Below are 15,051 nucleotides of genomic sequence, written 5' to 3'. Positions count from 1 at the left end.
GTGGTACTTGGGCGCATAAGAGATTTTCTCTTATGCGCTTTTTTTTCACTAATTTTGAACTTATGCTGACAATACAGAATTATGCAGTTTGTCACCTATCTGTACATTCTTCAATTCCAGACCCTGTACGTTATACAAATACATAGGGCTGGCTGAATTCACTGGCGTCCCAAACTGGCAATCACTGATACTGACATTAGTAACCGGGAAGATCATTGGGTTCTTATCGTCCCCATTATAGTCAGACGCTACTGGTCCTAGAATGACGATGGCCTGGAAGCACGAGAACTTGCCATTTTTGGTCGTGACATTACCCACTTTGACATTCGAGATATGCACATTCGTCACCACTGGTGGTCTGGTCCTGACATTGTCACTGACAGGTGCGTAATCACAATCAAAAGTGATCACGGCACCGGCAGCGGTGGCCACCGTCTTTGACTGGATGGGTGAGCCAGGGAGTGATGTATAAAAAGACGGACTGGTCTGTACCCCATTCGGTATCGAGATATTACGTACATAGAAATTTTTCAGGTAACCACCCCGATTCATATTCGTCTTCAGACGTATCGCCGTATTCAATGGATCAGTGGCCCAGTGTATATTTTCAAACAAGAGATTCTGCGCATAGACATTCTGTATACCGCCCGCCATTTCACTCCCCAGTGTCACCGCACCATGGCCACTTTGCATGGTGCAATTCTGGATAACAATATTTTGCGAAGGACCAAAATGCGTATCGAGATTCTTGCCCGCCTTGATGGCGATACAGTCATCGCCAGAATCAAAGGTGCATGATTCAACCAGCACATGGTCACAAGCTTCAGGATCAAAGCCATCGCTGTTGGGGCCATGGCTTTTTGCCAGCACATTGCGTATCACGACATTGCGGCAATGTACAGGATGATGCTGCCAGAACGGCGTGTGGTTGACCTGGTAGCCTTGCATCAGCACATTCGTACAACTGATGAACTGTATCATCGGTGGGCGCAGATTATGTCCCAAGCCGAAGATGCGCTTACCCAGAGGAACACCAGCCTCAGAAAGCGATGGCAGGTAATTCGCATCGGCTCGCCACTTATCATTGTCACCTTGTATGCGCAGCCTGTGCTTTTCATCGACTTGCGGTGCGATTTTTTCCAGGCTGATGGCATTCAAGTCATTCGGTGTATTTTCCGAACGCTTGCCATGCTTGTAATTGGGGCTGGTATTTTGGCCTACTGAATTGATGGTTTTTTGCTTGCCCTTCCAGGTCCACCAGCAATCACCATTTTCATCAAACGGAACACCACCCTGGCCGTCGAGTATGCTGGTCCAGTCGTCACCGGTCAGGGCAATATTATCCTGACCATAGGCATACACCATGGGTGAAAAGTTCAGGCAGTCATTGCTTTGCCAGCGCGAAATCACCAACTTGCCGTTTGGCCCGCAATCAAAGCTGCCATATTTTGCATAGTCTTCCGGGTCATTACTGAAATAGACGTGTGCGCCTTTGAGCAAATGCACATTCACGTTCGATAATAAAACGATAGGCCCGGCACAATACCAGTTCCCGGCAGGAACCAGCACACGGCCACCACCTGCTTCATGGCAAGTCTTGATCGCTTGAGTTATGGCTGGATAAATATCTCTGGAATTTGCTACCGGCGTTTGCACAGCAGCCTGCTCTTCATACGATATCCAGGCTTTGACACTTTTCAATTCACAAGTGACTGCGCCAAAATCCGTGATGCGGTAGTCCGCCTTGCGAAATTTCAAAGGGCTGGAAAGGCGGTCCACGATATCCTGCGCTTTTTTCCAGGGATCGTCTATCGTGATCGCAGCAAGTGCCTGGCTCACTGGCAACGCACTGCCAGTCGTGACGGACAATCCCGTTAGCGACACTTTTTTCATAAAACTGCGACGTGCAGGTTGGCTTGATTGAATTCGTTTTTCCTGTTTCATATTATCTCTCTTGTGTTTTTTCGAGCGCACTTTTAATCCTGCTACTAGCTCACTCGTCTGTATTATTGAATTCAGCAAGAAATACGCGTACCGGAGAAAATGGTCCGACGTAGCCCATTTGTTTTACGGGGTCAATTTTTGCAGCAAGCAGATTTGCCCAGTAATCATCGCTGGAAAATTGAGCCGGGCGGTAAGGCAAAGTACCTTTCTTGTTCCAGTCTGACCAAGGCTGTTTTTTATTGATATGCGCGCCAATCACGGAGTTCATGACTACCATCTTGCCTACCGACTCCAGTGTCTGCTTTCTGATCGTGCCTGTTGGCGAATTGAATTGATCCACTTCGCCTATCTGGCAGTCATAGCCAGGGACAGGCACAGGTGCGTATGGTGTACAGCGTTCGTTCGAAAACCATTGTCGGGCCAAACTGAATTTTCCCGCCAAGGCATTGCTGCTGCCATCATGGGTAAAACGGCAATGATCGAACACAAAACCATAGCGTGATTTCACATTGGTATTGGGAGCACCGACATAAGCAGAGTTGCGGTCACCGAGAGTCTTGATTTCGGTTTCGAAAAAATAAGCAGTAGTATCACCAAAAATGAAATCCACATCGCCTTCAATGTAAGAGCGCTGGAAAAATTGCCTCGCGGTCTGGCCATCCTTGCCCGACTTCATATACAAGGTATCCTGGAAACCCAGCATGCGCACACTGTCGAAATGCGATTTATCAGCGCCATCCAGCATGACTGCCAAAGCCTGATGATGCACCATTTTGCTGCGCGCATAGATACCGTTTTCATCGGGACAATTACCGGGCTGGCAATCTGCCAGCGCATTACCCTTATCCTTATTATAGGAATTTTCTATAGTCAGATTCTTTGCCTGAAAACCGGGGCTTTTGACCCATAATACTGCGGTGCCAAAAGTACCTAGCGTAGGCTTATCCTTCAAACCCTCGTGCATGGCATTGATGCTGTGGTGCATACCAGAAAACTGCGCAGAAAACTGCGCAGTGTAGTTGCTACCAGTGGTCGCAGCATCCAGATTGGCAGTAATGCGGGTAGTGGTTGCATCGTTGCCATACAGGGTAATGGGGATGGCTGTATGAGGTACATATACCAGCTCACGATAAGTGCCGGGCTTGATGAAAACATGGATGCGCTGCCTGCCAGTCTTGCCTTTATCCATATCGGTAACAGCCTGATTGACAGCGGCCTGTACTTGTCTGAATGTCCTGACACCGTCTGGTACAGCATTAGCATCGACGATATAGTCAGGTGTCAATTGCGGGTCAGCAGCGATGGGTTCAGATTTGGGATCCCAGGGTGATATCCGCTCATTGCCGGGCAAGCCAGCATACTTCAATACTTCGGCATAGGCAAAGTACTTGGCTGTCTGCGCATCGAGTTGCGGACGTTTACTATGGTGCAGCAAATCCGGATAGGCAGCAAAGGCCTGTTCACATTGCTGAGGATTGGCCGGAATACTGTCAAAGACGACTTTCTCACTACTGGCCAATCGTACATATTCAAACTGGCGGCTGCTTTTATCTGCCACACTGACGTCTTGCAATGCAAACTCTATGGGACGAGCAGCATCGTAGCCACGCAATATGATCTTGCCTGGCGTCAGTGATTGCACATGCTCAAGCTTGATGTTGCGGTACTGAGGTATCAGATTGCCAGCCGCAGTTTTTCCATAATGCGTATCAAAATCAATAGGTGCCTTGACATTGCGTATGCAGACATTGCGATAGCTAATGTTTTGCACAAGCCCGCCACGTGAGATATCACTCTTGATGCGCAAGCCTGAAGTCGTGCCATCCATGCTGAGATTTTCTATCAGGATATTTCTGATCCCGCCATTGGTTTCACTGCCTATGGACATGCCATGACCAGAGTAGAAATGATTATTGCGTATGGTGATATTTTCGGTAGGCCCATTATTGCCCGCCTTGATGGCGACATTATCATCACCGGTGCGGATATAACTATTGGCAATCGTGATATTGCGTGAGGAAATCGGGTCTATACCATCAGTATTTCTGGCATTGGCAGGCGTGTCTATGCGCACACCCCAGGCAGTAAAGCCGTCTACCTGGTTGAGGGTGACATGGAAATTGGGTGAATTACGCAAAGTGATATTGTGCAGAGTGATGTCATTCGACTGCGTAACTTCTATCAGCCTGGGCACATTCTGGCGATTGTTTTCTTTCTGCGCTCTACGGGCAATTTGCCACCAACTTTCTTCCTTGCCACTGATACGCTCGCCGCCCTGGCCGTCTATCACGCCTTCGCCATAAATACCGCTGCCTTTGGCGTGGTCAATGGTGATGAAGGGCTTACAGCCTTTGCCCTTGTCATCATTCGTGCCACAAGTGCCGGCACCACGATCATAGTCCAGTGAGTGAGTAGATGCATACAGCGTAACACCAGCATCGATCAAAAGCGAAACGCCGCTGCGCAATTGCAAAGCGCCGGATACGAATGCGACCTTGTCATTACGGCTGCGTAAGCGTACTGCCTGTCCCGGGCGGCAGGCATCTATTGCCGTTTGCAGAAGCTGGGTATCTGGTGCGCGGCTTGCCGGGTTTGTTGTATCCTGCTTGCCAATCTCCAGTTGTGCCGCCAGCACACTGCAGACGGCTGGCGTCTGCGGCTCCTTCACGAGACGGGTATCCTGAGCATTTGCAGAGCTGGCAAGCAGCAAAGCCGTGATTGTCGGAGTGAGCCAAGTTGCGGAGATTATCTTTTGCTGACTCATCATCTAGTCTCTGCATTCACATGCGATTGCAAAACTGGGGCGACTATCAGCAATTCTTTCAATACCATAGCAGAAAAATAGGCTGCCCCCTTACCACCAAGGTGGGTACGGTCAAAAGCCGACTTCGCAGCCCCTGCTTTTTCCATCTTGGACAAGTCTGTAGTTGCTACCGGCAGTACAGCAGGCGGAGGTGCCATTGCCAGGGTATCAGCCTCAGCTTCGCCCATGGCTTGCACAGCCTTATAACTGATCGCATTTAAATCGATCAAAGTCACATGCTTGCTCGTCGCCACCTTGATGCTGGCTTCTGCCCAGGGACGCAAATCATTTTGTAATTGCGCACCTTTGAAACTGCGCCTGGTCAAAGGAGTCAGCAATACGGCATGTGCCCCGGCTGCCTGCAATTCCTCAACATAACCAGCCATATTGACAGGGAACTCTGTCGCCAGGTCAGTCGAGCGTCCGGGCTTGCCGGGCTGGTCATTGTGGCCGAACTGTATCAGGACCAAGGTCTGGCTGAATTGCGCATTGCTTGCTATGAGTTTCTGTACTACTTCCCACGAACCTTCTGCGCGATAACTGCCAGAGCTACGCCCGCCTTTGGCAAGATTCAGACAAGTCACGTCAGGCTTGAAACGCTGGCACAAGGCATCACCATAGCCACTTCTTGTGGCCATCGTGGAGTCCCCCACAAGGATGACGCGGACAGGTTTGCCAACATCAGACTCAACTTGTTTTGGCTGGCTGCAAGCGCAGACCAGCATGGCACTGATCACCATCAAGGCGACAGAGCGAAGAAATAGTTTCATAGGATACTCTTGATCTTTTCGATAAAAACGGGGTCTGCAAGCAGACCCCGAAGTTCGTCTCAAGTCTAGGCAGACAATGTCTTGTTATGCACGGTGTTACCTATCCTGACATTCTTCAAGGTCAAGCCCTTGACGTTGTATAGATACAGCGGATTGGCAGCATTGGCTGGGGTACCGAGATCACAATCAGTGATAGTGACATTCGTGACTGGAACAATATGCGGTGCCGGTTTTGCCGGGCCGTTATAGTCGCTGGCCACTGGCCCCAGAATGACTATCGCCTGATAGCAAGAGAACTTGCCATCTTTGGTATCGACATTCGCCACTTTGACGTTCGAGATATGAATATCGGAAACCACCGGCGGACGTGTACGCACATTGTCATTGATTGGGTCGTAACCACAATCGATGGTGATAATGCCGCCAGCTGAGGTCGCCACTGACTTGGTAGGAATGGCAGAACCAGGTAAGCTGGAATAGAACGCTGGTGTGGTACGTATGCCATTCGGCACCGTAATATTGCGTATATGCAAATTGCGCAGGAAACCGCCTCGGCTCATATTGGACTTCAACCTGATTGCGATATTCAGCGGATCAGTTTTCCAATGGCTGTTTTCAAATACCAGGTTTTGCGCAAATACATTCTGTATGCCACCAGACATGATGCTGCCAAAAGTCATGGCACCATGACCACTATGCATCTTGCAATTCTGGATCACGATATTCTGTGAAGGACCATACTGTATGTCCGGCCCCTTGCCAGAATCAACTGCGATGCAATCGTCGCCAGTATCAAAGGTTGAATCTTCTATCAAAACGTGATCACAGGATTCAGGATCAAAACCATCGCTGTTCGGACCTATGCTATTGGCATAGATATTCTTCACATGCACATTGCGGCAATTGACAGGGTTATGTTGCCAGAATGGAGTATTGGTAACTTGATAGCCCTGGAACAGCACATTCGTGCAACTGATGAATTGCACCATATGCGGGCGCAAGAAGTGCCCCATTCCGAACACACGTTTTTCTGCAGGTACTCTGGCTTCTGCCAGCGCACGCAGATAATTGGAATCGCGACGCCATTTGTCTCCTTCACCCTGGATGAAACTGGCTTCTTGTGCACTCAGATGCGGTGCGGCTTCCTGCAATGAAGTGGGATTCAGCGGATTCAGAGAAACTTCAGTCTCACCTTTGACATGCTTGACATAGTTTCCGCTGTTGCCCGCTGCGATATCGCCGCTGGTATTTGGCTTTTCCCTACCCTTCCAGGACCACCAGCAATAAGGACTATCCGGGAAATCGACACCAGCCTGACCATCGAGTATGGCAGTCCAGTCATCGCCAGTAAGAGCGATATTGTTTTGTCCAAAAGCATAAACCATAGACGAGAAGTTCAGGCAGTCATTGCCTTCCCAGCGCGTCATGGATAAATTGCCATTCTTGCCGCAATTGAATTTGCCGTATTTTGCATAGTCAGCCGGATTATTGCTGAAGTAAACATGCGCGCCAGCCTGCAAGTGCACATTGACATTCGATAACAATACGATAGGCCCAGCGCAATACCAGTTACCCGCCGGGATAACGACTCGTCCACCACCTGCTTTATGACATGCGGCGATGGCTTCGGCAATTGCTGGGTAGCAATCCTTGGAGCCTTTCGCCGGAGTCGATAGATTGGCTTTTTCAACAAAGGAAATCCAGGCAACTGTCGGCACTACCTGACAGGTTTCCGCACCAAAACTGGTGATGGGAAAATCTTCCTTGCGGAACTGAATGGGCGTGGAAAAACGATTGATGATGTCCTGTGCCTGCTTCCAGGGATCTTGTTTTCCTGCGGCGGCAAAAGCACTTGCTGGGATGCCACTGCCCAACAAGAGACCACTGGCAGATGCGGCCTGCAAGAAACTGCGGCGTTTCAAATTCAAACTGTTTTTCAGATTACTGTTTTGCATCATGGCTCCACGTCCCCCATGTACGCATGGGGGACTTTTCTTCAGAAGTTGTAAGACAAACGTGCATTGAATGCGCGGCCTATGGGGCTGGCAGCACTGCTCAGATAGCCATAGGTGTAGCCACTGTGATTGGTAATCGGTGGTTTGGCATCCAACAGATTGGTGATACCGGCGGACAAGGTCAGGTTTTTAAAGCCGCGATAGCTTGCGGTCAAATTCCATACCTGGTACGGCTCGATATCCCTGAAATACTGGGCGGCAATCAGGTTTTGATCGTGGTAGCCAGTATTGTAGTTTTGTGTCAGTTGCGAACTCCAGTCACCCTTGGTCCAGGACATGGTCAGCGTGTGTTTCCAGCGGAAGGTAATGATGGGCAAGCTGCTGGTAGTGCCATTGCTGGCCACACCGAAACGACCTACATTGGACACGAAGGCGCTGTCTTTTTCCAATTGATTATCAAATTGCGTCAGGTATGTGCCATTCAACTGAAACTTGAAATTACCTATGGAAGTGCGGGGGATATCGTAAGCAACTGTCACATCAATACCAGAAGCTTTTTGCCCACCCAGATTCATCGTGATATTTTTGATGTAAGCCAGAGAGCCATCAGCATTGCGCACGAACAGGTCTGCGTATTTGGTCGGATTCAGGAAGTAGACTTGCTCAGGCAAGTTTGCCAGCATGTCTTTCATTTCTATATGCCAGTAATCTGCAGACAAAGTCAGGTTTTGCAGAGGCTCTACCACGGCCCCCAATGTGAAGCCGCGTGAAGTTTCTGGCACCAGATCAGGGTTACTACCCGTCTGACGTGGCAGGGAAACATTACATACCGCCGAAGCTACCAGGCCTGGCAAAGCCTTGCCCGTACCTGCTATGCCGGGCGTACCGCCAGGGCATTGCACTGGGTCATCCCATTTCGATGACGTTGTGGTATTCGCGCCTGGGACACGGTAACCATAACGATCGAACAAAGTCGGTGCGCGGAAACCGGTATTGGCTGAGCCACGGAACATCAAGGCCTTCATCGGTTGATAGCGAAAGCTGGCCTTGGGGTTGATGGTATTGCCAAAATCACTGAAATGATCGTCACGCACGGCCACGTTAAAATTTAATTCCTTGGTCACAGGAATTTCCATTTCAGCATAGAGTGCTGCGACATTTCGCGCACCCTGTCCACGTGAAGGGCCTGATGCAGCATAAGTCACAATCGATGTGATCGCTGTCTTGGTATCCTCTGTCGTATCCCTGTGCAAGTCTGCACCCAGTGCCAGCGTCAGTGGCCCGCCTGCCAGCTTGGTGAGTTCTGTGGAGGCAGTAAAATCAATACCTGTGAAGGTACTGACAGAATGGCGATTTTGCGCACCATCGACGCCTATGCTGGCCAGGTAAGCCTTGCCTGCTGCATCCTGCAAGCCAAAAGGATTCAAGGTACCGTTAGCGATACCCTTCAACAACGCAGGACCATCGACATAGCCTGCCTCATAGTAATTGTCGCGCTGGCTATGTCCATAAACAAAACCAGCCTTGTAATCCCAGTTACCGATACGGCCTTCATCATTGATGGCAATGCGTTGATTGATTTGCACATCCTTGGTGACGGCCTCGGCCAGGTCAGCAACACTCCAGGTCACGGTTAGGGGCTCACCTTTCAAGCCTGCCACGGCTGGCACGCCACCTGTACCGCCGGGGTACCATTTACTGGTCGACGGCAGCAAGGCACTTACACCATTTGCTGCCAGGCTGGTGGTCGGATTTTTTGTGCCCAGTATATGCTCTTGTCCACGCATGTAATCAATGCTGAGGATATGCTCGTCATTGAATTTCTTTGTTGCCTTTGCGTAGAAAGTTACTTGCTCATTCCCATACAGGGCAGTGCCGTAATATGCTGCATTCAGTATGCAGGTATTTTTTGCACCCTGTATGCTGTAAGGAGCCTGGCAGTTGCTGGCATAGTAAGGATTTGCAGCCGTTTTGTTGGTGGCCGTCGTAAAGTTGGCAGGCATGGCATAGCCACCGCTGCCCAGAGTAGGCGCACGACCTATGCTGGTCAGCATTTCGGTTGTGCTTAATTCGGCACGGTCGGATGCCAGCAAGCGGCTACGGCGATGGGCATCAATCGTACCGTAAAGATTCCAGCCATCTTTTTCCAGATCACCGACACCTACGGTAGCAGTAACCCTTTGTTCATCACCACCACCTGTCTTTTGCGGTTTGACGAACTGGGCTGAAACAGAGTTACCAACCACGGTGCGCTTGGTGATGAAGTTGACCACACCACCGATAGCATCAGAACCATATATCGAAGATGCACCATCGCGCAGGATTTCTACCCTGGCGATGGCACTCATGGGTATTACATCCAGATTGGCATAACCATCAGCAATCGCTTCGTTGGCAAGGCGACGGCCATTCAATAACACCAGCGTACGATTCACACCCAGGCCGCGCAGATTGATATTGGTGCCTGATCCAGCATTCGAAGGTGCCAGCGAGGCTGATTCAGGCAAGGCCATCATCAGATCTGCCAGTGTGGTCATGCCACGTTTTTCCAGTTCTTCACCGCTGACCATGGTCACTGGCAAAGATGCTTCAGTCGCCAGGCGCTTGATGGATGAACCAGTGACTTCCACCCTTTGTACTTCTTGCGCTTGCGCATGATTCACTACCGCCAGTACTGCCAGCGCGATGGATGACAATACAAATACTGGCCTTTGGAATTTTTTATCGTCTTTCATTATTCAGTCTCCTCCTGTTTTTCATGGAATTCTCGTGCCTATGCTGTTGTGCATAAGTCACTAGTTGGAGCACCTCGCGTACTCTGTGCCACTGCGACGAAGATGGGCGGAAGAAGCCCCACCGGGGTCACAGCCGGTCAAGATAGAAATCCGATTTTGGGGCTGCTGTCAGCCCCGGGGATACAGTCGCAAATGTATTCTTTGCTTGTTGACTGATCCTTTGCCTGCTTATACGTTCATACGCTTATCCGCTCATCCGCGAGAAAAAGTCCTGGTCACTCTTTCAAGATGAGCGCGCATGGCCTTTCTCGCTGCAGCCGGATCATGGGAAGCAATTGCTTCCAGTATGTTGCGGTGATCCGTCAATGTTTGCTGGCGTAATTCTTCAGTCTGAAAATGCTCCTTCAATTTATGCCACAGGCGGCCCCGCTGGTTCCACAAGTATTCCACCGTACCTACCAGTGCACTATTGCCCGTGGCTCTGGCAATGGATAGATGAAAATTCCGATCGGCGTTTTCATTGCTGGAATAATTGGCATGATGCTTTTCCATTTCCAGCACGGCCTTCAAAATTTCATCAATGGCAGAATCGGTTGCTACCCTGGCTGCAATCGCCGCCACCTCAGATTCAATCAAGCGTCGCGCAGACAATACTTCAAACGGTCCCGGCCCTGCTTCTGGCACATCTGCCTGGCCTTCCGGCAAGCCGCTAACATAGACACCAGAGCCACCGCGCACTTCAATCACACCGCCCAATTCCAGCGCAATCAGTGCTTCACGCAAGGACGCGCGGCTGACACTGAGCTTGGTTGCCAGATCGCGCTCAGATGGCAAACGCTCTCCAGCAGCAATATTCTCTTCAGCAATCAGCGCCTGAATCCTGTCAGCCACTACCCGGTACAGCCTGGGCTCATGAGGCAAAGCTTCGTTCTGCGCAATATTTTTTTTCATCATGATTTGCAACTTTAAGAAAAGCTTAATAAAAGCAATTCGGTCAGGCCATTCTAATGTGGTCAGACCAAATATGCAATGTGGACTAGCCAGATATTTTTTTTGGTGGCATACTCGCCACAAATGATACCTGAGGGATTATAGCGGACTATGCGCTCCCCACCGGTAAAAGAAGAAAAATCTGAAGGTAAAAATAAATGATTTTCATAGGGAATATTGGTTTTTTCGTGGTAACACTGCCGTGCGCCAGCCCGAAATCCATCTCCCCTTGACATGCTCATAAATGTTCATGCCAGTAGTATTTTGGTAAGACCAATTTCACGAAAATCAGATTTTTCGACAAAAAATAATTGGCTGATTTGTCTGTTTTTTGCACTGACAGCCACATCTAGCGGAGAAGGGGAAAAATAAAATGACAATATCCAGCACCAGTTTGCCGCTCTATATACGCATGCATGCCAATGACAATGTGGCGATAGTTGCCAATGATGGCGGCCTGCCTGCGGCGACTCGCTTTCCCTGCGGCCTGACATTGCTGGAGCACGTTCCGCAAGGGCACAAGCTGGCATTGCAAGATCTCGCCGAAGGCGCAGCGATTACCCGCTACAACGTCACGATAGGCTATGCAGTGCGCGCCATCCCACAAGGAAGCTGGGTGGAAGAATCCCTGATAAGCATGCCCGCCGCCCGCGAGTTGCTGGACTTGCCGATCGCCACTGTGTCAGCGCCCGACACTACCCCGCTAGAAGGGTATACGTTCATGGGCTTCAAGAATGCCGATGGCAGTGTAGGCACGCGCAATATTCTGGCGATCACAACAACCGTACAATGCGTATCTGGCGTGGTCGAACATGCTGTGCAACGCATCAAGGAAGAACTCTTGCCCAGGTTTCCACATGTCGATAATGTGGTTGGGCTTGAGCATACTTATGGTTGTGGGGTTGCTATCGATGCGCCAAATGCCAACATCCCCATACGAACAGTGCGCAATATCAGCCTGAACCCAAATTTTGGCGGGCAAGCCATGGTGGTCAGTCTGGGTTGTGAAAAACTGCAGCCTACGCGCTTGTTCCCCAAAGGCAGTATCCCGATAAAAAATGGGGATGAGGGTAGTGGAGAACCAGCGCTGGTGTGCTTGCAGGATCAGGTACATGTGGGCTTCAATTCCATGATTGCATCCATCATGCGTACGGCAGAGAAGCAATTAACAGAGTTGAATAAACGTCGCCGCGTGCCCTGTCCGGCATCGGAACTGGTGGTGGGTGTGCAGTGCGGCGGTAGTGATGCATTCTCGGGCGTGACTGCCAACCCTGCAGTTGGCTTTGCCACAGATCTATTGGTGCGTGCTGGTGCGACGGTGATGTTTTCTGAAGTGACTGAAGTACGCGACGGTATAGACCAGTTGACCTCACGTGCAGCCAACGCTGAAGTGGCAGCGGCCATGATCAGGGAAATGGCATGGTATGACGATTATCTGAAACGTGGCGGAGTTGACCGTAGCGCAAATACTACACCCGGCAATAAAAAAGGTGGGCTATCGAATATCGTTGAGAAGGCCATGGGTTCCATCGTCAAATCAGGCAGTTCCACTATTTCTGGTGTCTTGCCACCCGGCGACAAACTCACGCAAAAAGGCTTGATCTATGCTGCCACACCCGCCAGCGATTTTGTCTGCGGCACTTTGCAACTGGCAGCGGGCATGAACCTGCATGTATTTACTACCGGGCGCGGCACGCCATATGGCCTGGCCGCAGTTCCTGTCATCAAGGTCGCCACCAGAAATGACCTGGCAAGACGCTGGCATGATCTGATGGATATCAATGCTGGCAAGATCGCCAGCGGCGAAGCCACGATCGCCGATGTAGGATGGGAATTATTCCAGATGCTGCTGGATGTTGCCAGTGGCAAGGAAACCTGGGCCGAGCACTGGAAACTGCACAATGCCCTGGTCTTATTTAACCCGGCACCGATTACCTGATAGCTTAAACCAGAAAAATGCAGATCAAGAATTCATTTAAAGAGAAAGCGCCCCATGAATACCACTATCACTGAAAAGCCATTTAATCGCATCTTGCTGACCGGCGCCGCCGGTGGCCTGGGCAAAGTCTTGCGCGAACGTATCAAGGCATGGGCCAACATCGTTCGCCTCAGCGACATCGCCGATCTTGGAACTGCAGGCGAAGGTGAAGAAATCGTGCAATGTGATCTGGCTGATAAGGCTGCTGTGCTGGCAATGATGGAAGGTGTGGATGTTGTACTGCATTTTGGCGGCATTTCGACCGAAGCCAATTTCGAAGCCATCATGCATGCAAACATCCAGGGCACATACAATATCTATGAAGCCGTGCACAAGCACAATGTAAAGCGCGTCATCTTTGCCAGCTCGAACCATGCAGTTGGTTATTACCGCACTACCGATTATATTGATGCCGACATGCCTGCCCGACCTGACGGCATGTACGGTATCAGCAAATGCTTTGGTGAGTCACTGTCACGTTACTACTATGACCGCTTTGGCATAGAAACCGTATGCATACGCATAGGCTCCTCCTTCCCGGTGCCGACAACGCGCCGCATGATGGTGACCTATTTCAGTTATGACGATTTATTCGAATTGTTGCGCTGCGCAGTCTTTGCCCAGCGTGTTGGCCACACCATCAGTTTTGGTGTATCTGACAATCCGGGAAAATGGTGGGACAATAAAAAAGCTGCCCATCTGGGTTTTCAAGCGAAAGATAGCTCTACTGCCTTTACTCATCTATTCCCTGACAGCAGTGAATATCCTGAAAAAGACGACATCACGACCATCTATCAGGGCGGTGGCTTCTTGCTGACCGGTCCACAGTACAAATAAGTTTAATGTATAGACGCGATAGTGCAGCGCAACTGGTTTAACCTTACCTGCACTATCGAACTCCCCCTCATCTCCAGCAAGCCTCCGCCAAGCTGGCAACAAATATTCCCTTTCTTATCTCTCACTCTACGGACAGTAGTGGCTTAAGACCATCTTAAGAATTGAAGCCCATCATGGTTTCCTGGATGTAGGTCTGGCAATTCGGCCTCACGCAGACCAGCGATACAGTTTCTTCGTGACTCGCTGGTAAATGCATGACTTACAAGTTTGAAAATTCCCTGGTTTCGTCGAGGAGGTTGACATGAGTGATTTATCCACATCGCAGAGCGATACTGAGCGCACTGAGAGTTCCACAAAAAAGATCCAGATATGGGATGCACCTGTGCGACTGTCTCACTGGCTGATGGCGATATGCTTTACCGTTGCATATGTGACAGCCGAAGTAGATTCCTTGCGCTTGCTCCATATCAGCATGGGGTACACCATGTTATTCTTGATCTGCTTTCGTCTGGTGTGGGGCTTCATCGGTAGCAGGTATGCCCGCTTCTCTGAATTTATACGCTCTCCTGCAGCTGTCATTCGTTATTTGCGTAGCATGATTTCGGGGCATCCTGCTCATTTCACGGGACACAACCCCGCAGGTGCCATGGCGATTATCGCGATGCTGTGCCTGGGCTTGGTCGTCACAATGTCAGGCTATGCCCACTACAATGAATTAGGTGGTGAGTGGCTGGAAGATGTGCATGAAATAGCTGCCAATATGATGCTGGTAGTGGTTGGGATACATATCGCTGGTGTTCTACTCGCAAGTTATTTACATCGGGAAAATCTGGTTCGCAGCATGATCGGCGGACGCAAGCAGGGTGAGCAAAAGCAAGCCATACCCACTACCTGGCGTTCAGTCGCAGCAATATTGTTATTGACCGTACTCGGCTTCTGGATTTATCAGTGGAGTACCGCGACTTCTGCGCAAAACCTTGAAATGACGCAGTCAAGCAAAGAACGAACTGACAAGGATAAAGATCATGATGGTGATTAA

At 50.1% G+C, this 15,051-nt stretch carries 9 protein-coding genes; 3 read left to right on the top strand and 6 right to left on the bottom strand.

Annotated elements, in window-relative coordinates:
- Positions 1 to 60 precede the first annotated feature (60 nt).
- The 6 genes from Q8K39_RS21750 to Q8K39_RS21725 form a co-directional block, all read right to left on the bottom strand.
- Entirely contained in the window at positions 61 to 1,893 is a 1,833-nt protein-coding gene (locus Q8K39_RS21750; RefSeq protein WP_305263288.1) for a glycoside hydrolase family 28 protein, read from the bottom strand.
- 100 nt (positions 1,894 to 1,993) lie between these two features.
- Positions 1,994 to 4,612 carry a pectinesterase family protein gene (locus Q8K39_RS21745; RefSeq protein WP_305263287.1) on the bottom strand — a complete coding sequence of 873 codons (2,619 nt, stop codon included), beginning with the start codon at positions 4,610 to 4,612 and terminating at the stop codon, positions 1,994 to 1,996.
- A 95-nt stretch (positions 4,613 to 4,707) separates the two neighbouring features.
- On the bottom strand, positions 4,708 to 5,517 hold the full coding sequence (locus Q8K39_RS21740; protein WP_305263286.1) for a rhamnogalacturonan acetylesterase: 810 nt from the start codon (positions 5,515 to 5,517) through the stop codon (positions 4,708 to 4,710).
- 65 nt (positions 5,518 to 5,582) lie between these two features.
- The gene (locus Q8K39_RS21735) at positions 5,583 to 7,475 is read right to left on the bottom strand and encodes a glycoside hydrolase family 28 protein (protein ID WP_305263285.1); all 1,893 of its coding nucleotides are present in this window, start codon (positions 7,473 to 7,475) and stop codon (positions 5,583 to 5,585) included.
- A 38-nt stretch (positions 7,476 to 7,513) separates the two neighbouring features.
- On the bottom strand, positions 7,514 to 10,207 hold the full coding sequence (locus tag Q8K39_RS21730) for a TonB-dependent siderophore receptor (protein ID WP_305263284.1): 2,694 nt from the start codon (positions 10,205 to 10,207) through the stop codon (positions 7,514 to 7,516).
- Positions 10,208 to 10,459: 252 nt separating this feature from the next.
- A complete protein-coding gene (locus tag Q8K39_RS21725; protein ID WP_305263283.1) occupies positions 10,460 to 11,161 on the bottom strand; it encodes a FadR/GntR family transcriptional regulator in 702 nt (233 codons plus the stop codon).
- A 409-nt stretch (positions 11,162 to 11,570) separates the two neighbouring features.
- Here Q8K39_RS21725 and garD point away from each other — a divergent pair, with 409 nt between their 5' ends.
- The 3 genes from garD (at position 11,571) to Q8K39_RS21710 (ending at position 15,051) form a co-directional block, all read left to right on the top strand.
- Positions 11,571 to 13,136, top strand: a complete 1,566-nt coding sequence (gene garD, locus Q8K39_RS21720) for a galactarate dehydratase (protein ID WP_305263282.1) — start codon at positions 11,571 to 11,573, stop codon at positions 13,134 to 13,136.
- A 54-nt stretch (positions 13,137 to 13,190) separates the two neighbouring features.
- Positions 13,191 to 14,012, top strand: coding sequence for an NAD(P)-dependent oxidoreductase (locus tag Q8K39_RS21715; RefSeq protein WP_305263281.1), 822 nt, complete (start codon positions 13,191 to 13,193; stop codon positions 14,010 to 14,012).
- Between the two features lie 301 nt (positions 14,013 to 14,313).
- Positions 14,314 to 15,051 (top strand): cytochrome b/b6 domain-containing protein, encoded by a 738-nt coding sequence (locus Q8K39_RS21710; RefSeq protein ID WP_305263280.1) that lies wholly within the window; start codon positions 14,314 to 14,316, stop codon positions 15,049 to 15,051.

The sequence above is a fragment of the Undibacterium sp. genome (assembly GCF_030683615.1).
Lineage (GTDB): Bacteria > Pseudomonadota > Gammaproteobacteria > Burkholderiales > Burkholderiaceae_D > Undibacterium > Undibacterium umbellatum.
This window is presented reverse-complemented; position numbering and strand designations above follow the sequence as displayed.